Here is a 16,867-nt window from a genome sequence, read left to right as displayed (position 1 = left end):
CCATCATTTGTATTTAAGGGTGCAAAATTATTTAAATAGATCGGAAAATTTCAATCTATCTATTGCTAGATAGATTTGAAAACAAACAGGATGAAATACTGGCATTACTCTTGCCGCCTCATCATCTCATCAACCCCTTTTCTTTTATGCTTCGTGAAGAACCCGGGCAGCGCAGCCTTAAAAAGAACCTGTTGTTGGCGTCTTCTACCGCTTCTGTTGCCGGTATGACCAACGTGGTAGGGGTAATGGCCTTCCTGTCTTTTGTATCCAATATCACAGGGCATGTGGCAACCCTGGCCGGAAAGATCACGGAGCAGAACCTGGCAGAAGTATACACGGTTTTGTACTGGCTGTTCATGTTCTTTTTCGGCGCCTTCATTTCCAACTTCATTGTCAAATCGCTGGACTACAAAAGCGCTTATTTTGCGCATGCCACACCAATTGTACTGGAGATCATCATTCTGCTGGGAGTGGCGGTCTATGGCAATGACGTCTATAACGGCAGTGAAATACAGCGGGAGGCGATCACGGGAGCGGTACTGTTTTGTATGGGTTTGCAGAATGGCCTGGTATCGAGAATTTCGGGAGGATTGATCAAAACATCCCATCTTACTGGCCTGATCACAGATCTGGGAGGTGAATTATCTGATCTTTTACATCCGCAGGTGGAGAATACCCGTGTATTGAGAGAGAAGATCTATATCCGGCTTACGGTGCTGGCATTTTTCATCATCGGAGGCATATTGGGTGGGTACCTGTTCAACCTGATGGGAATAGCCACTTTTTTTGTGATTCCCCTGGTATTGCTTACGATCCTCCTTTATGACATTTACCCTGTATTGTTACACCGTGTCCGGAAGTGGTGGATTACCTGAGACGGCAGGTTAAAATTATACCAGTTGAACGGAAATTCAACTGGTATATGGTCAGATTTATGTCAATTTTGTCAGTCTGCGCTTGTTCAACCCTGAGCGAAGACGCAACGAACAAGCATCGAACAAGCATCGAAGACGGAACGAACAAGCAGGCTTATTTTACCCGGATGTTGATTTTAGCCGTTTTAAGCCCCTCACCTTCTACCTGGAGTGTAATATTGCCTGGTCGTCCATTTGCCCTTAAAATGGCTAATCCGCGCCCTCTGAAGGTGGTCAGTTTCGGTTGTTGGAAACTGGCGGGACAATTGGGACAAGCGCTACCCGCAGCTGCCAGAGTGGCTTCTCCGCTGATGCTGAGCTTTAATGGCAAATTTGCATTGGGTACAATTCTTCCCAGGTTATCTACAACATCCACATTCACATATACCAGTTCATTGGCATCTGCCGCAATCTGTGTACGGTCGGCCGTTAGTCTGATGCCTTGTGGCGCACTGGCCAGGGCCAGCGTTTTGACGCCGATCTCGTTGCCTTTGCTGTCATATACAAAAGCCGTCAGTACGCCGGGGGTATAGGGAATGTCGAAGGTGGCCGTTAGCGGAGTGCTGTCTGATACGGTTTTTGTGGCCACCCGGAAGTCGTTCAATACAAGTTCAACTTTTTCTCCCCTGGTAAAGACCCTGACCTGCATGTTTTTATCGTTCATGCCCGGCCATGTCCAGGAAGGTACTTCATCCGGCCAGCCCCACCAGCTCACTTTTTCTTTCGTTCCCCCGGGGATGGGCGTATGTACCAGCATTTCCACAGCGCTTCTTCCCCATACCACATCCCGGAAATAGGATTGAGGTTTTTTATTGCCGATCAGGTCTATGTCGCCACACCAGGCATTGAACCAGGGAAAGCTCATTCTACCCTGGCTGTTACCGGAGTAGGTGCTGTGTCCAATGCCGGCTTCTCCCAGGTAGTCCATCGCAGTCCAGACGAAATCGCCGATCACGAAAGGAAGTCCCTGTACCTGGTTCCATGCATGGTATAAGTCGGCGGGGAAAGTTTCCGATCCATACATTACACGGCCTGGCACCCGTCTTTCGTCCAATGCATAATTACGCCACATGTAATTATACCCCGCTACATCCAGCAATGCGAAAGATGCATCTGTAGCGGACCATTTATAGGGTCTTTCCCAGAAATCATTCTCTGCTTCGGTAATGGCGCGTGTACTGTCCAGGCGGCGTATTTCCTTCACCATTTGCCGGGTGATCGCAAGCCCTGCGCTATCTGCCCGTTCGGGTATCTCATTACCAATACTCCACATGATAATGCTTGGATGGTTCCTGTCGCGCAGTATCATACTTTGCAGATCGCGTTGCCACCATGTTTTAAAGAAGCGGTGATAGTCCTGCGGATGCTTCTGGTCTACCCACATATCAAAAGCCTCGTCGATCACTAGCATACCCAGCCTGTCGCAGGTTTCCAGGAATTTTTCAGAAGGTGGATTGTGACTGGTGCGGATGGCGTTGAAGCCATAGGCCTTCATCAGCTCCACTTTCCTTTCTTCGGCCCTGTCAAAGGCAGCAGCGCCCAGCAGGCCATTGTCATGATGAAGGCACCCGCCTTTCAGCAGTACCTTCTCGCCATTGATGGTGAGGCCTTGGGTAGCGTTTATGCTGATCTTCCGGATACCGGTTTTAATTTCAAGCCGGTCTGCAGCGGAGCTGCTCCGTTTTGTGTTGGTGGTATCCAGCAGGCTGATCTCCGTCGTGTACAGGTACGGTCTTCCCGGCGACCATAAGGCCGGGTTATTTACTGTGAGCTGTTTGATAACTGTGGTAGTATCTCCCGGGGAAATGCTGACAGCTTGCGAGGCATACGCCACCACCTGACCGGTACTGTCTTTCAGCCGGACCTGCAGTATATGATGGGCAGTACCCGATCTGCCGCCTGTCATAGCCGCGCTTACCTGTACGATGGCTTTTTCTTTGCCAGCTTCCGGGTTTGTGATGGATATACCTTCTTTTACGAGGTGTATGGGAGGCAGCATCAGCAGGTGAACATGCCGGTAGATGCCTGCCCCGGCATACCAGCGTGAATTGAGGCCTTCATTTTTCACCCTGACAGCAAGCACGTTCTTTTGTCCGGGGGCTGCCAGGTAAGGCGTCAGGTCGTACGTAAAGGGCGTGTAACCATAAGGGTGGTTGCCCAGGTGGCGCCCGTTGATCCAGACATCGCTGTCCATGTATACGCCGTCAAAGCGGATGGCCACGGTTTGTCCGGCGGGGAGGGCAGGCAGGGTAAACTGCTTCCGGTACCAGGCGGTGCCGCCCACCACATAGCCGCCGTGTTCCTGCGCCGGACTGTACTTGTAGAAAGGACCGATGATGGTGCTATCGTTTTGTCCGGGAAGATCTTCTATCGCCCAGTCATGCGGGAGGTGTAAAGTCCGCCAGCCGGCATCCGGAAAGTCAGGTTGCTCCGCCCCCTGCAGGCTGTCTTTTTTGAAGCGCCAGTTGTCGTCGAAAAGCTGTTCTCTCAGCAGCGGCAATTTTTTTGTTTGTCCATAGGATTGCAGGGCGAGCGCCAGGCTGCCCAGCCAGAATAGTTTAGCAAGGCTCATAGTGTTCTTCTTTTTTCCAGTGCAGACGTGTGTTTTCACTTTTAAGAAATGCGTCTCACTGACCGCGCCCGAAAGTTATTTTAAAAAATCTGATATTTTTTTTGAATCATTTTTGGTTATATCAAAAAATCATCTACCTTTGCAATCCCAAACATCGAAAGCGATGGCAACAAAGCGAGATGTTTAACGGGTTCGGGGCGTAGCGTAGCCCGGTATCGCGCCTGCTTTGGGAGCAGGAGGTCGCAGGTTCGAATCCTGCCGCCCCGACAGAAAGGAGATCAGAGATGATCTCCTTTTTTGTTTTTCTACAAGGCTCCCCTGACTTGTTATCCTAATTGGTATATTTGGTTTATGCGTATCACAAAATTAGAACTGGGAAATTTTAAGCGTTTTTCTGAACTGACGATTGAAGGAATTCCTTCAACGTCTAAGCTTGTTTTGTTGATCGGATCTAACGGGTCGGGAAAGTCTTCTATTTTCGATGCGTTTGATTTCGTAAGGCGGCGCGTTACTGTTGATAAGGAGTTTGTCTTGATCAATGATATTGACATTGATGAGTATCATAAAAAGAATAACCAGGAACCGAAAGTTAATCTGGTATTTACGGATGGTACTCAAATTGGTACAGGAAAAAATGATGCTCCTGGAAGCAGATTCGGCATCACAGAGAAGTTTATCGGCCGAAGCAGCATACGGATTGTTCCGAGAATTAAAAACGTCGGGAATATTGATGCTCCTGTCTCTAATGCAGATGCTCCTGCTTCTTTTATAGATGTAGATGAAAGATTCAACAATGATGTGACATCTTACATACAAATGATTGACAATGCTCTTCGTGAGCCGGTATTCAGTGGACGTTCTGCAGACACGCTTAAGATCTTTCAGGATTTTATACGTCCTTTAAATAATTCTTTGCTGAACATATTTGGTGGTGATGAAATCACTACCATTCAAATTGCAGAATATCAGAATGCAAATGCTCAGACCAATCCCAAGCTAATATTTAAAAAAGGTAATTCGAAAATCAATTATGACTTGTTGAGTCATGGTGAAAAGCAGGTAGTTATCCTTCTTTTAAACTTTATCGTTAGGAAGGAGCAGTATAAAGATGCGATCATTTACATAGATGAAATGGATTGTCATTTAAATACTTCGCTACAATCCAGATTACTTAAAGAAATTGTAGATACCTGGATACCCGAAGATGCACAACTTTGGACCGCTTCTCATGCTTTAGGTTTCATCGACTTTGCAAGGAGTGCAGAAAATGCAAGTATTATAGACCTTGATCTGCTTAATTTTGATATTCCGCAAGTGATTACTCCAGAACCAAAAGAGAACCTGGAAGTGTATGATCTTGCTGTTCCTAAAGAAACTTTGCAGAATATTTTACAGGGCTACAAATTAGTGGTAGTTGAAAACCAAAATGATAAGCACTATAACCTTGCACTAAATGGGAAAGGCTATTTCTTTCTTCCAGCAAAAGATAGCAGAGAGGTATTTCTAACAATAAAAGCAGATCAAACCAAACTTGGAATAAGGGACAGGGACTACTTCCGGGATGATGAAATAGTTTCAATACGTGGGAAATATCCGAATCTACGTATACTACACTATTACGCGTTTGAAAATTACATATACCATCCGGATAATATTGCTGAATTAGGTTGGGCTGGTTTTGACAAGCAAATATATATCCAGGATATTACCAATCAGAAGAATCAGAAATTGCACAGGATTTTGCTGAGTATTGCTACATCAAGGCAAACCTATGTTGAGTTTAAGGATGCAATAAAGAATGATGAAAAAGCGGAGCCTATATTACAGGCACTGGAAAGCGATGAGTTTGAAACTTTTTATCCTTTCTTTAGTATGAAAACCTATTATAGTAGAATTTATATTCAACCCATACTCAATAAATATACTATTAGTGATCTTGTAAAGACCAATTGGTTTAGGAATAGAATTGTAGAACTATTGAAGTGATTACCATTTTGATAGGGGTATGAATACACCCCTACGCAGACAGTTATTAATATCTCTTGGCGTTTTAGCCGTTGGAGTCCTGCAGTGCCCTTCAGAATTCAAACGAAAGTATTATTTATAATCCCGCCAGAAGATTATCTTCGTTATGTATCACCCTACATACCTATAGAATGACAAATATTTTTAAGCCTGATTACAAACAGTGGGATGGCGTACCTACATACAAGATTTATCTTTTAAGACTGTTGTATGTATTAATGTTCCTTTTCCTAGGAAAGGATGCGTGGACTTTCATATTTACACATAAGGGCGTATGGGACCCTGCTGAGGCAATGAACTTCACTGTCTGGGCATCGTATTCAGTATTGGCATTTTTCGGCATCCTGCGCCCGCTTAAAATGCTTCCCATTGTCATGCTCGAAATACTTTATAAGACCATTTGGTTAATACTGGTGGCCTACCCATTATGGATATCAAATCAGTTGGCTGGTTCTCCGGCAGAGGGAATGACATTTGTTTTCGCACTGGTAATACTGCCGATCCTTGCAATGCCATGGAAATATTTTTTAAGGCATTATATCCTTGTGTTTAAGAAGAACGGGAGCCAGTGATTGATATAAGCAAATGACAATCACGTCAGCTAAAAATGGTGTTGTGAATACTCTATGATTAGAGGTAAATGATGATGATTTGAAGTTGAAACAAGGCGATTCAATCGGCGTAACAATGCAATGTGTATATGCAAAGATGGTCTTGTTTTATAAAACACTCGCGTTGATAGGTGACAGTGGACCAGGTGAAGGTACCAGACACAATCAAACAGAAGCAGCCCGGCATATGATGGCCGGGCTGCTTTTTTATATGAAGTCCTTTAGAAAACTATTTTTTCGCGGCCTTCAGGCTGAGACCAATTTCAACATCTTTGCTGATCACCCAGTTTTCAGGGCTACCTTCGGTCTTATAGTTAATACCCCATGCAGTTCTGTCTATCACAAATTTTGCATTGGCAGTAACGTCGTTTTCACCAACGGAGATCTGCGCAGGGAAGGTAATATTCAGGGTGCTGTCTTTCAGGGTCAGGTTGCCGCTGATAAGATTAGTGGCGCCGGGAAGAAGGCTTTTCTCCTTGGTGCTGTCGTAAGGAGTAACACTGGTGATAACGAATTTAGCGGTTGGGTGTTTCGCCGCATCGAAGAAGTCAGGGCTCTTCAGGTGACCGTCAAGATCAGCCGCTTTTTTGTCAGGCTCGGTCACAGAAGCCGGATCAGTGGTCAGTGTGTTCATGTTCACATCAAAGCTGCCGCCGGTAACACTACCGTTTTCAACATTGAGGCTCCCATCTACAACTTTGATGCTGCCAAAGCGTGGTGCAAATCCACCTTTGTGTGTAGCACGCCACTTAACGGAAGTAGCTGTTGTGTCAATGCTGTAAGCAACGCCGGTGGTTGCTGCAGCTTCTTTCTTTTCTTCTGTTTTCGCCTGATCTGTTGAGGCGCCGCCACATGCGGCCAGTGTAAGCAGCAGGATAAAAGCAGGTGCTGTTTGCTTCATATTGTTCAATTTAAATTAGAGATGATTGATTAGTCGCCGAAATTGATGAAATGGATGTATTAATATTATATTCCGATTGATCTGCTTTTTTTCTATCCTGTTAAATTAAAATGAAATCGATTTTAAAGATATTCAAAATAAAGTTTTTTTCTCCATCTATAAAAATGGTATAATGATATCGCCACTCGCATCTATGAACGAAAGCATAGAGCATCGTGGATTTTAGACATTCATGCGGGAATAATAAAGGTGGAGGCATAAATTAAATTTCTCCTGCATCTGATAAAATGACTTAATAATAACTGATTCATTATAAAAGAATTGTGAGTAATTTTTTTGTTCTCTGTATGCAAATTATCAGTATATTTATTATCAGACTGACCTCAAAAGCAAAAACTCAGAAAACCATAGTGATCGTACACCGAATATTCAATCTTAAATACCATTTTCTAACGAAACCTTATTTATTACCACACGGCAAGTAGCCTGATGCTTTAATACATCCTGATTATTATCTAACCATGCGCAGCAGCAATAATGTCTGCAGCAGGGTGTTACTGCCCTGATTCCGCTTTAAATATTATCATGACCAATATCATCCTGTAACAATGAAGGAAATGCTGAAACAGAGGATATGGCCAATAGCTGTGATTATCGCATTGATCATTTACCTGGGATTTATAATGAGTCGTGGCAGAGCCACTAAGACAGCTGTCGAATCATCTAAACAATCACCTAAAAATTTACTGGAGCAAAAAAAGAATAAATAATAGGAGGGTAAAAAATGAAAGGAGAAGTTACGGCCCGTTTTCGGGCTGTTTCTTTTTTTGAACGGCGGCCTGTTTTATATGCAGTAGTTAACAATGTACTGTAGTTGGTTGAGCCGGTCAGGATGGATGTTCTAATAGCCTGTAAAACAATGGCCTAATATCTAATATATATGTCCTGATCAAACTTTTTTAAAAAAATCTTTACGGGGCGTAGGAGTTTTTCAGTATTCCCTGTCTTACTGTAAAACAAACTCAAAATTAAAGATTGATCGAACCATGAAAAAGATGCTGATTTTAGTAGTGATATGTACCTGCGTATTTGCCTGTAGTAAAGATGATAATGGAACTTCCCGGAATGCGTATAGTCCTGGCGACGTTGTATCGGTAGATGAAACTGTCATGTACACCGGTACTACTACCATATATGACAAAGCGGTGATTAAGGATTACCTCACGCGCAGGGGGCGTGCCTCCTCTTACATATTAGATGCATCCACTGGCGCTGGTACGCATCTTTCCTCGTATACCCTCGAATTCCAGGGTGAGAAGAGTGTATTGCTGGGAAATATAAAGACAGAGATCCTTGGTAAAAATGATACATTAATGATGCTGGCCGCGGTAGATTATTCGGAAGACAGCCCCAAGCCTAACAGAACTGTAGCTGATTCTTTAATTAATCTGGTGCAACTGGGCGGCCCTGCATCACAGTGTCCCACCTATTATACTGCACCCTGTAAGTACAGGAAGCAATATCCGGTAAGGATTGTAAATGGTCAATACTATTTTGCATATGTAGTGGCAACTGTTACTTCAACCCGGTGGGAGTCATCGCCATTTGGCGTGCCAATGGAGTTGACAGCCCTCGGCTACCTTGCCGGACCTGCTATGCTTTTCGATCCTAATGTAGTATCTAAATTGAGCCAGGATAACAGTAAAGACACACTTGTGGTGCAGATACTGCGCCGCCCCCTGACAAAGCAATAGAAAACAGTGATAATGAACCAGGTCGCCCGTTTCCGGGCGGCCTTTTTAATGTATTTATTTTTCGGTATCCTGCATCCATACTACTTTCTGTACCGCCTTATGAGGAGCCGAAATGACTGCTCCATACAACTCCGGCCGCCTTGCATTCCGGTAGCGGTATCCACCTGATTGTGTTAGTTTTTCCGGCGTAAGTGTTGCAATCACAAAGTCATCGCCCAGGCGTCTGCATTCAGCAACGACATCTCCAAACGGATCAATGATCATCGAACAGCCATTCTTCAACTGGTCGTCGTCCATACCAATTGGATTGGAGAAGATGGCATAGATGCCATTATCATATGCTCTTGCCGGTAGCCATTTCATTAGCCAGCTGCGGCCTTTTAATCCGTCAAATTCCGCGCGCAGCGAGGTCGGGTCAGTTTCCCGGGATGTCCATAACGCCGGATCCACAAACCCGGCTCCAGGCCGGGTGGAAGGGGTACACATCGTTACATGTGGCATAAAGATGATGTCAGCGCCCAGCAAAGCGGTAGCCCTGACATTTTCAATGATGTTATTGTCGTAGCAGATCAGTATGCCGCATTTCCATCCCAACAGGTCAAACACAACATATTCATTGCCCGGGGTGAGATGTGGGTTAATGAAAGGATGCAGCTTGCGGTATTTGGCCAGCAAACCTGTTTTATCCACACATACATAGGCTTTATATAATGAACCATCATCTGTTTTTTCAAACAGCCCCGCCAGGATCACAATATCCAGCTCTTTTGCAATAGCAATTAAGGCCTGTATGCTTTCACCATCAGGAATGGATTCTGCAACATCTGTCAATTGCCGGCGGTCCAGATGCCGGGCAAAAGTATAACCCGTGATAGAACATTCGTGAAACGCGATCACCTGCGCTCCCTGCGATTTGGCCTGTGCAGCAATGGATCGGATAACCCCCAGGTTATATGCTTTATCGTTGCTTCGGTTTTCGAACTGTGCAGTAGCTATTTTTATTGGCAGCATATGGAATGATTGTGCTGCAAAATATGCCAGCCGGGTTTTATTGAATTGTATAAATCCGACAGATTACAATTGCAGGAAGTTTAACGCCAGCGGATGCACCTCCTGCTGATATTGCTGAGGTGTAAAACCGGTATATTTCCGGAAATCCCTAATAAAATGAGCCTGGTCAAAATAGCCGCTTTCATAGGCGATGTCAGTAAGCGTATCTTCCGCCTGCATCCTTTTTATTCTTTTCGCACTGGCATTTAAACGGGTAATACCGGAAAATTGTTTGGGAGTGATACCGGTATGTAGTTTGAATTTTCTTTCTAATGTGCGCTCAGTTACTGACAGCTTCCTGAGCAAACATTCTACCTGCAGCGTACCTTCGTGCTTTGTAATTTCCTCCACAGCTTGAATAACAACCGGCTCGGGACGCCGGCGCTTATCCAGCTGGTGTAGAAGGAATGTATCGATCAATTGGAGCTGCTGACTTAATAACGTTGTAGCCAGCAATTTGGAAGTAATAACATGAATGGAAGCGCCCAGCACCTCGCTGGCAGGAAAAAAGCAATTATTCCATTCCGATGCAGGTACACCCCAGAGCTGATGAGCGCCATAAGGCCGGAACACTACAATGATCCATTTGATGTGACCGGAAAGAGAAAGATCATGATAATTATTGATCTGCCCGTATAACCAGGCGGCATGCTGCGATGGCGAGGCATCCGAAATATGAAAAGCTGCCTCTCCAAGATTGAACACTAACCCCGTATTGGCATCAGTAAACAATCGATGCTGCCAGTTAACAGCTTCCCGCTCCTCCAGTACCAGGTAGTGCCGGACAAGATGTGCTAAAGCAGGATGTGGCTGGATCTGCATACGGAGTAATTGTTAGTGTAAATTAATACATATTTACTCTCAGATAAAATTGAGTACTCGTAAAAAAAGAACTTTATTTTCGTCCTCAAATCCCCCTATGGAAAAGTATAAACATATTCAATGGGTTGTACAGCGGAATCTAACCAGCCAAGCCGATTTTGAAGGAATGAAGAATGCCTGTGAAAAGATCGGAGCTCCTTTTATTTCCCTGGATATCATTCCCTTTACTGCAGAGCTGCCCCTGTTTGACAGGAGCCGCAGGTCCATCATCTATGGCTCTACTACATTTAATGCTTTAGCCTATGAAGATGTATCGCTGCGTGAAGGGATCTTCTTTAATAAAGAGGCATTCTCAATAGAGAATTATAACAGTCAATGGGGACGGCATATGCTCAACTATGAAGCCGGTATCTCTACTTTTAGAGAACTCATGGAAAACAGGACGTATCCTGGAGATAAACTGTTATTTATTCGTCCGGATGACGATAGTAAGTCGTTTGCTGGTGAAACAAAGCGGTTTGATGAAATAGAGGGGTGGTTCAATATGCTTATGCAGATTGAGAATAGCACTTTATCCGCGGAGAGCAGGATTGTAATATCTGAACCGTATAATATTCGATACGAATGGCGGCTTTGGATCGTTAATAAAAAAGTGGTCGCTGCCTCTAAGTACAGGGAGTATTTTAAACTCAGGAAGGAAGAAGGATGTCCGGCGGCCGTAGTAGATTTTGCAGAATCCAGATGCCTTGAATACACCCCTCACGATGTATTTGTGATGGATATTTGTTTGTGTGGGGATGAATACTTTATTGTAGAATGTGGTTGTATGAATGGTGCGGGTTTCTACAAGGGTGATATTAGCAGTATTATCAGTAATGTTTCTGATTATTTTATATCGAATGGTTGAGCGGATCCGCAGGCGGAAGTCAACCGCCCTACCTCCTTCAACAAAGTCCTCCTTTCCGCGGCCGACTTCGTCAACTTGATAGCAGTATTATAATGAGCAACAGCCTTGTCGACATCTCTGCCTGCATATAGATACCCCAGCAGGGAATGATAATAACTGTTATCCTCCAGTTGTAACTTTTCTGCTGCTATAATACCCTTGTCATATCCGTATACTTTGGCAAAAGCAAAGGTTCTGTTCAGGGCTGTCATAGAAGAATACTCTATGAGGATAAGCTCATTATAAAGCTGCAGGATATGCTCCCATTTCTTATTGTCAGTGGGTGTTGTATGCCAGTAAGCAATGCCGGCTTCGAGGTGATATTTAGATACTTCATTGCCTGAACAGGCATTCACCAGGTAGTAATTTCCTTTGTCGATCAGCTCCTGGCTCCAAAGGTCTTTATCCTGCTGTTCAAACAATATCGTTTCTCCTGCTTCATTTTCCCTTGCCTCCAGCCTGGAGCTTTGATAACACATTAACGCAAGAAGGGCATTCACTTTTGTTGTATTACTAGTGGGATTTTCTGTCAACAAAAGCGTAAGCCGGATGGCTTCAGAGCAGAGCTCTTTTCTTATAGCATGATTATTGGACGCGGAGCAATACCCTTCATTGAACAACAGGTATAAAGTTCTGAGTACGGTATCGAGCCTGGACTGAACAGCATCTTCCTGTAATGTGGTGATCTTGAAATCATCATTCCGTAGATTTGTCCTTGCCCTGAGTAAACGCTTCTTGATGGTTTCATTTTTCGTAAGAAAAGCGTTCGCTATTTCCTCTACACTGAATCCGCATAGAATTTGCAGCGCCAGGCAGATCTGGGATTCAGGTGCATTGGCCGGGTTGCAAACCGCAAAGATCATGGCCAGCTGACTGTCGTTGAAGCGCTCTTGCGTGAATTCAATCTCAGGTTCGGGTATTGCTTCAGCTGTTGGGAGCTTCCCTTTAACCTTCGTTTCAAAGATCTTCTGCCGCCTGAGAAAGTCTTTCGTCTTATTTTTGGCGACGGTGTAAAGCCAGGCAGTAGGATTGGCAGGTAATCCACCCTCAGCCCATACCTCCGACGCTGTCAGGAATGTTTCACTAACAATGTCTTCCGCTGTCTCAATATGTTGCAGGCCAAAATGACGGCATAAGACGGCCGTCATTTTAGCGTACTCCAATCTGAACAGATGGGGTAAAAGTTGTTGCGATGTTGCCTTTTCTGTCATCGGCCTTAATTATTGCTATCGCGTTTCATGATCTCCCTGACCTCCACATTGCCACCAGATTTCAATACCGGGTTGTCTTTGGCCAGTTCAGTCGCATCATCGAGGTTATCTGCTCTGACAATGACATAACCGGCTACAAATTCCTTAATCTCCGTGTATGGACCGTCCGTCACTACATTACCGGGTCTTACGGTTTTGGCACTGAGGGGTGAGAGGGAATTCCCTTTATCAACCAGTTTGTTTTGGGAGGCAATGCCGGCCAGCCAGTTCATTCTTTCCTGAATCTGCTCAGGGGATGGCTTGAAATCCGCGTTGTTGCTGGTCCTGAAGATTAATACAAACTCTTTCATTACTATGGATTTTATTGTTCCCTTTCATGACGATCGAAATTGACGGAAGGGGACAAGTGAACTGTTCTGCAAAAATAAACGTAAGAAATGATTAAGATCACCAGTGCTATAAGGGGCGATATAAAACTTGCGGCCGGCGCATGAATGGCGGAAAATGAAATAATAGCCGATATTACATTGATACCGATCCCTGCATAAGCCCATTCCTTCATCCTGGCAGGAATAGGGATCAATAGCGCCACGCCGCCCAGTATCTTAAAGACTGCCAGGCTTATCCTGAAATAATTGGGATAGCCCATTGCATGTACGGTGTCGATAAAAAAAGGTGCTGCCAGTAAGCCCCAGGCGCCGAGGATGGAAAACATGGCTACGAAAACGGTGCTTGCCCGGTAGATGATCTTGTTTGTTTTGCCCGTCATAGTATGAATATTGTGTTCCCCTATGACGATCGAAAGTGAGGTATGGGGACAACAATATCATTTTAATAAGCAGCTGGCTCCCCAGGAACCCAAATAAAAAGAGGCTGCTCCCTGAGACAGCCCCTTCCTGTTTTTATGATGCACTTGTTAACCGTTCCCTATGCTTCTTCCAGCGCGCCTACCAGCTTTTCTACCTGTTCCAGTACTGTCTGGCGTAACACCTTCACCAGTTCAGGTATGAAATTGCCTTCAGATGTATCTGTCAGCCATGGGTTCATGGTGGTAGAGATCAGGATGTTCACCGGTTCATCATTATCGACGGATAGGCCCAGGCGTTTTTTATAATCATCTACAAATGATTTACCGTACGATTCATTGTCGAACTGTGACTGGGTTAAATACATCGGTGTTTTGGACGGATGATCATGTTCGCCCGGTGAAAGACTTAAAGCCTGGAAGATATTCAGGTTTAATTCATTCAGTTTATCCACATTCTTATTAAGCACCCCGTTTTCCTTGAAGTTGAAGGTGTAGGTAATAATGACCTGGTCACTGCCCAGTTCCGGCAATAATGCCACGGCCTGCGGATTGGCCATGATCTGTTCATTGGTCCTGGGCACGATCTCCTCTTTAATGAACTCGTATTGTTGCTTTATCTTGTCCGGCCCTTCTCCGTTCTTTTCTGCCGGCAGCCGTTGGAATGGCACGATGATAAAAGGATCATCTGGTTCTGCCATCGTAATAAAGGCGCTGTACAGGCGTTTGCTGTTGAAGAGGCACTTCCCGAGGATCTGGCCGTAACCGCTCTGGTCCAGCGGAATTACCTGGTGGCTCATATAAGCGGCAGCTGCTGCGGCGCCTGGTTTAGAGCCCTCCAGTCCATAAATGCCTACCGTCGGATCTACACCACCATGGTATACCACCGGCGCTGCAAATGCTACGAGGTTACGCATAGCGCCGTTCTTATAACAAAGGCCGCCTGCCGGGTAAGGAATATAGCCTGCTTTATGCGGATCTATCGTAATAGAGTCCGACTGGTGAATATGCGCATACTGTTCTGTTACATACGCGTTCATGGTCAGCGTAGGAGTGTACAGCACAAACCTGTTAGATAACTGGCGTTCCGGTTTCCGGAGAATGGATGTGAAATAGCCACCCCAGGCTGCATCTGAGTGGATCACGAAGTTCAGGCCCTTTTTCCTGAAATCCTCGCGTACCGCTACAATTTCTTTCAGGGGGTCTACTGCACTTTCCTCCGTAGTGCCTATTACAGCTACGACCATCAGCACCGGCATGCGGTTGTCCAGCGCATTTTGCAGCTCTTCCTTCAGGCGGCCTATATGGAGCCTTGCATTTTCATCTACATAGATCTTGATGAGGTTATTGGCGCCAATGCCCAGCACTGCGGCCGATTTAGGCCATGAATAGTGACAGGTGGAAGCAGCCATGAGTACGGGCGATTTGATGCCGCTGTCTATATATTTATTGATGCCGTCAAAACCGATATTCTGGATGCTGTAGTTCTCCATGATATCGTTAAGCAGATCCAGGTTGATATGGAATTCTGTGTTTAGCCTGTCCGGCAGGCCAAGCACCTCGTCAACAGAAAGGTTCAGGAGCTCCCAGCTGCCTGCATCGGCCATGGTAGTAACAGAGCCGTCGGCCAGTCTTATTTTCAAAGCGCCGGCTTTCTGTAGTAATGGCTCGTTTTTGATGGCCGCAGCCAGGCTGATAGTATAATACTTCAGGTTACGTGCGGCCCACATGGCTTCATTGTTGGCAATAGAGCCATCGCAGGTAATATGTCCCCATGCTTTCGGTCCCAGTGTCTGCGATTCGCCGGAGATATTATATCCCAGCATCTTGCAAAGTTCGTCGCCCACAATCATTTCCAGTACTGTCGTAACGGGAGACGCCTCGGCGGCAACGTTGTTGGGATTATATAACATGGTGCCGAAATAACCGGCCATACTGGGCAGGGTAGTGTCCCAGTTCATATGCGACTGCCAGCGGTAACTCCAGAAAGGTACGGAGCCTTTCAACTGTTGCAGCAGCACGTCCAGCTTATTTTTCAGTACGCTTACCGTTTGCTGGTATTCCGGCGTTTGTTTCATTTCTTCGGTCACATATACCGGATCATTGGGGTAGAGGGTTTTACGGTCGTTGCAGTGATTGTCCAGCGCCTGGTGGATAAGTGCCTGCAGCAGTTCTGTATTTTCTGCTTTAGGGCCCAGGAACCAGCCGGCAAGGTCGTCGGAGCCTGTTCCTGTTACCTTGAGCTTGGCCAGTATTTCTTCACGTTGCTGCGCCAGGTTTTGCGCAAAGCGCTGCCGGGAGCTTAGAGCTTGTTTCATAACGGTATTATTTGGATGGGGTGAATGTGTAATAATGGTCTCTCTTAGTATACATAGAAGCCCTTCATCACTGTTTGTTCGGCTGCCATATTCACGATTTCAGTGTCGAAGAAAATATCCTCCCCTACATGTAATTCATAGAGGTCGTCCTGCCCCTGGAAGGTTACTTTATAGCTGCCAGGCGACAGTGGCGGCGTCTCTGGCATCGGCGTGGACGGTAAACCGATAAAGCCCACATTGGCGGAGATAGCCAGTTGATCAAGTGGCAGCCAGTCAGGAACTTTGTCCAGCGCCATGATGTTCAGAAAGTCTTGCTCTTCGGTGAGATAGTGGTCAATAAATGCTTCCTTCTCATTGCCGAAAATGATGTAGGTAAGATCGTCGGGATAAGGGATGGAGTAATCGAAATGGCGGGCATATACGATCCTGGTGATCGTGGTGGTTATATTGTGGATAAGTGGCTGGTCCTTGTTCGGGTCTGCAGGCATGTTCCGGAAAATGTCTGCCTGGAAGTTTTGGGTCTTGCCCAGCATGATATCCGGAATAGTGAACAGATCAGTTTGTATGTTGCCCAATACATAATAATTGCCGGGATTTTCCTGCCTGTCTTTCAGATAAGCTGCTTTCGCTTCAGCTGAAATAGTGACTTCCAGTGTGGCCTGGTACATGTGATTTTCCATATTGAACATGGGCAGATGGCAGATGTATAATGTTTCTGTACCATTCAATATAAAGCCATGTTGATCCGGGGTGTTGATAATGGAATTTTTCATCATTGCAAGGAATTAAGGTGTTTGCATGTGATTGGAAAGGTGTGAGAATAAAAAGTCCTTCCGGTGGTATATACCGGGCATTGAGCTCAAGGATACAGCCTGGGCGTTATCTGCTTATGTCAGAACAAGTAACCTGTAATGTCTGGTGAACGTTGATAGTAACGT

Annotated in this window: 14 protein-coding genes and 1 tRNA gene; 6 read left to right on the top strand and 9 right to left on the bottom strand. The window is 45.3% G+C overall.

Features of this window, described 5'->3' with window-relative positions:
• The first annotated feature begins 62 nt into the window (after positions 1-62).
• On the top strand, positions 63-875 hold the full coding sequence (locus MYF79_RS00685; RefSeq protein ID WP_247812070.1) for a YoaK family protein: 813 nt from the start codon (positions 63-65) through the stop codon (positions 873-875).
• Between the two features lie 154 nt (positions 876-1,029).
• Here MYF79_RS00685 and MYF79_RS00680 read toward each other — a convergent pair whose 3' ends face one another.
• The gene (locus tag MYF79_RS00680) at positions 1,030-3,486 is read right to left on the bottom strand and encodes a glycoside hydrolase family 2 TIM barrel-domain containing protein (protein WP_247812069.1); all 2,457 of its coding nucleotides are present in this window, start codon (positions 3,484-3,486) and stop codon (positions 1,030-1,032) included.
• Between the two features lie 193 nt (positions 3,487-3,679).
• Between MYF79_RS00680 and MYF79_RS00675 the strand changes: the two genes are divergently transcribed.
• From MYF79_RS00675 to MYF79_RS00665, 3 genes are all read left to right on the top strand, one after another.
• A tRNA-Pro gene (locus MYF79_RS00675) sits at positions 3,680-3,753 on the top strand.
• An 84-nt stretch (positions 3,754-3,837) separates the two neighbouring features.
• Positions 3,838-5,472 carry an AAA family ATPase gene (locus MYF79_RS00670; RefSeq protein ID WP_247812068.1) on the top strand — a complete coding sequence of 545 codons (1,635 nt, stop codon included), beginning with the start codon at positions 3,838-3,840 and terminating at the stop codon, positions 5,470-5,472.
• 170 nt (positions 5,473-5,642) lie between these two features.
• Complete coding sequence (locus MYF79_RS00665; RefSeq protein WP_247812067.1) at positions 5,643-6,083, top strand: hypothetical protein; 441 nt, start codon at positions 5,643-5,645, stop codon at positions 6,081-6,083.
• Between the two features lie 268 nt (positions 6,084-6,351).
• Here MYF79_RS00665 and MYF79_RS00660 read toward each other — a convergent pair whose 3' ends face one another.
• Positions 6,352-7,023, bottom strand: coding sequence for a YceI family protein (locus MYF79_RS00660; RefSeq protein WP_247812066.1), 672 nt, complete (start codon positions 7,021-7,023; stop codon positions 6,352-6,354).
• A 1,046-nt stretch (positions 7,024-8,069) separates the two neighbouring features.
• Between MYF79_RS00660 and MYF79_RS00655 the strand changes: the two genes are divergently transcribed.
• Positions 8,070-8,777 (top strand): hypothetical protein, encoded by a 708-nt coding sequence (locus tag MYF79_RS00655; RefSeq protein WP_247812065.1) that lies wholly within the window; start codon positions 8,070-8,072, stop codon positions 8,775-8,777.
• 54 nt (positions 8,778-8,831) lie between these two features.
• Here MYF79_RS00655 and MYF79_RS00650 read toward each other — a convergent pair whose 3' ends face one another.
• Both MYF79_RS00650 and MYF79_RS00645 read right to left on the bottom strand, forming a co-directional pair.
• The gene (locus MYF79_RS00650) at positions 8,832-9,788 is read right to left on the bottom strand and encodes a nitrilase family protein (RefSeq protein ID WP_247812064.1); all 957 of its coding nucleotides are present in this window, start codon (positions 9,786-9,788) and stop codon (positions 8,832-8,834) included.
• A gap of 63 nt (positions 9,789-9,851) precedes the next feature.
• A complete protein-coding gene (locus MYF79_RS00645) occupies positions 9,852-10,649 on the bottom strand; it encodes a helix-turn-helix transcriptional regulator (RefSeq protein ID WP_247812063.1) in 798 nt (265 codons plus the stop codon).
• A gap of 97 nt (positions 10,650-10,746) precedes the next feature.
• Here MYF79_RS00645 and MYF79_RS00640 point away from each other — a divergent pair, with 97 nt between their 5' ends.
• Positions 10,747-11,556 carry an ATP-grasp domain-containing protein gene (locus MYF79_RS00640; RefSeq protein ID WP_247812062.1) on the top strand — a complete coding sequence of 270 codons (810 nt, stop codon included), beginning with the start codon at positions 10,747-10,749 and terminating at the stop codon, positions 11,554-11,556.
• On the opposite strand, the gene MYF79_RS00635 is transcribed toward MYF79_RS00640, so the two are convergent.
• The 5 genes from MYF79_RS00635 to MYF79_RS00615 form a co-directional block, all read right to left on the bottom strand.
• Positions 11,535-12,806, bottom strand: coding sequence for an RNA polymerase sigma factor (locus MYF79_RS00635; RefSeq protein ID WP_247812061.1), 1,272 nt, complete (start codon positions 12,804-12,806; stop codon positions 11,535-11,537). The genes MYF79_RS00640 and MYF79_RS00635 overlap by 22 nt on opposite strands.
• A 5-nt stretch (positions 12,807-12,811) precedes the next feature.
• The gene (locus tag MYF79_RS00630; protein ID WP_247812060.1) at positions 12,812-13,156 is read right to left on the bottom strand and encodes a YciI family protein; all 345 of its coding nucleotides are present in this window, start codon (positions 13,154-13,156) and stop codon (positions 12,812-12,814) included.
• A gap of 11 nt (positions 13,157-13,167) precedes the next feature.
• Positions 13,168-13,575 carry a DoxX family protein gene (locus MYF79_RS00625; RefSeq protein WP_247812059.1) on the bottom strand — a complete coding sequence of 136 codons (408 nt, stop codon included), beginning with the start codon at positions 13,573-13,575 and terminating at the stop codon, positions 13,168-13,170.
• A gap of 158 nt (positions 13,576-13,733) precedes the next feature.
• Positions 13,734-15,929, bottom strand: coding sequence for a pyridoxal-dependent decarboxylase (locus MYF79_RS00620; RefSeq protein WP_247812058.1), 2,196 nt, complete (start codon positions 15,927-15,929; stop codon positions 13,734-13,736).
• A gap of 44 nt (positions 15,930-15,973) precedes the next feature.
• A complete protein-coding gene (locus MYF79_RS00615; protein WP_247812057.1) occupies positions 15,974-16,705 on the bottom strand; it encodes a hypothetical protein in 732 nt (243 codons plus the stop codon).
• Positions 16,706-16,867 lie beyond the last annotated feature (162 nt).

Origin of the sequence: Chitinophaga filiformis (assembly GCF_023100805.1) — a bacterium.
Lineage (GTDB): Bacteria > Bacteroidota > Bacteroidia > Chitinophagales > Chitinophagaceae > Chitinophaga > Chitinophaga filiformis_B.
This window is presented reverse-complemented; position numbering and strand designations above follow the sequence as displayed.

Excerpts from the sequence above, each read along its gene's own strand:
- MYF79_RS00655 (WP_247812065.1), top strand. The coding sequence starts at position 8,070 with ATGAAAAAGATGCTGATTTTAGTAGTGATATGTACCTGCGTATTTGCC.
- MYF79_RS00680 (WP_247812069.1), bottom strand. The coding sequence starts at position 3,486 with ATGAGCCTTGCTAAACTATTCTGGCTGGGCAGCCTGGCGCTCGCCCTG.
- MYF79_RS00620 (WP_247812058.1), bottom strand. The coding sequence starts at position 15,929 with ATGAAACAAGCTCTAAGCTCCCGGCAGCGCTTTGCGCAAAACCTGGCG.
- MYF79_RS00660 (WP_247812066.1), bottom strand. The coding sequence starts at position 7,023 with ATGAAGCAAACAGCACCTGCTTTTATCCTGCTGCTTACACTGGCCGCA.
- MYF79_RS00645 (WP_247812063.1), bottom strand. The coding sequence starts at position 10,649 with ATGCAGATCCAGCCACATCCTGCTTTAGCACATCTTGTCCGGCACTAC.
- MYF79_RS00630 (WP_247812060.1), bottom strand. The coding sequence starts at position 13,156 with ATGAAAGAGTTTGTATTAATCTTCAGGACCAGCAACAACGCGGATTTC.
- MYF79_RS00650 (WP_247812064.1), bottom strand. The coding sequence starts at position 9,788 with ATGCTGCCAATAAAAATAGCTACTGCACAGTTCGAAAACCGAAGCAAC.
- MYF79_RS00615 (WP_247812057.1), bottom strand. The coding sequence starts at position 16,705 with ATGATGAAAAATTCCATTATCAACACCCCGGATCAACATGGCTTTATA.
- MYF79_RS00635 (WP_247812061.1), bottom strand. The coding sequence starts at position 12,806 with ATGACAGAAAAGGCAACATCGCAACAACTTTTACCCCATCTGTTCAGA.
- MYF79_RS00665 (WP_247812067.1), top strand. The coding sequence starts at position 5,643 with ATGACAAATATTTTTAAGCCTGATTACAAACAGTGGGATGGCGTACCT.
- MYF79_RS00670 (WP_247812068.1), top strand. The coding sequence starts at position 3,838 with ATGCGTATCACAAAATTAGAACTGGGAAATTTTAAGCGTTTTTCTGAA.
- MYF79_RS00640 (WP_247812062.1), top strand. The coding sequence starts at position 10,747 with ATGGAAAAGTATAAACATATTCAATGGGTTGTACAGCGGAATCTAACC.
- MYF79_RS00625 (WP_247812059.1), bottom strand. The coding sequence starts at position 13,575 with ATGACGGGCAAAACAAACAAGATCATCTACCGGGCAAGCACCGTTTTC.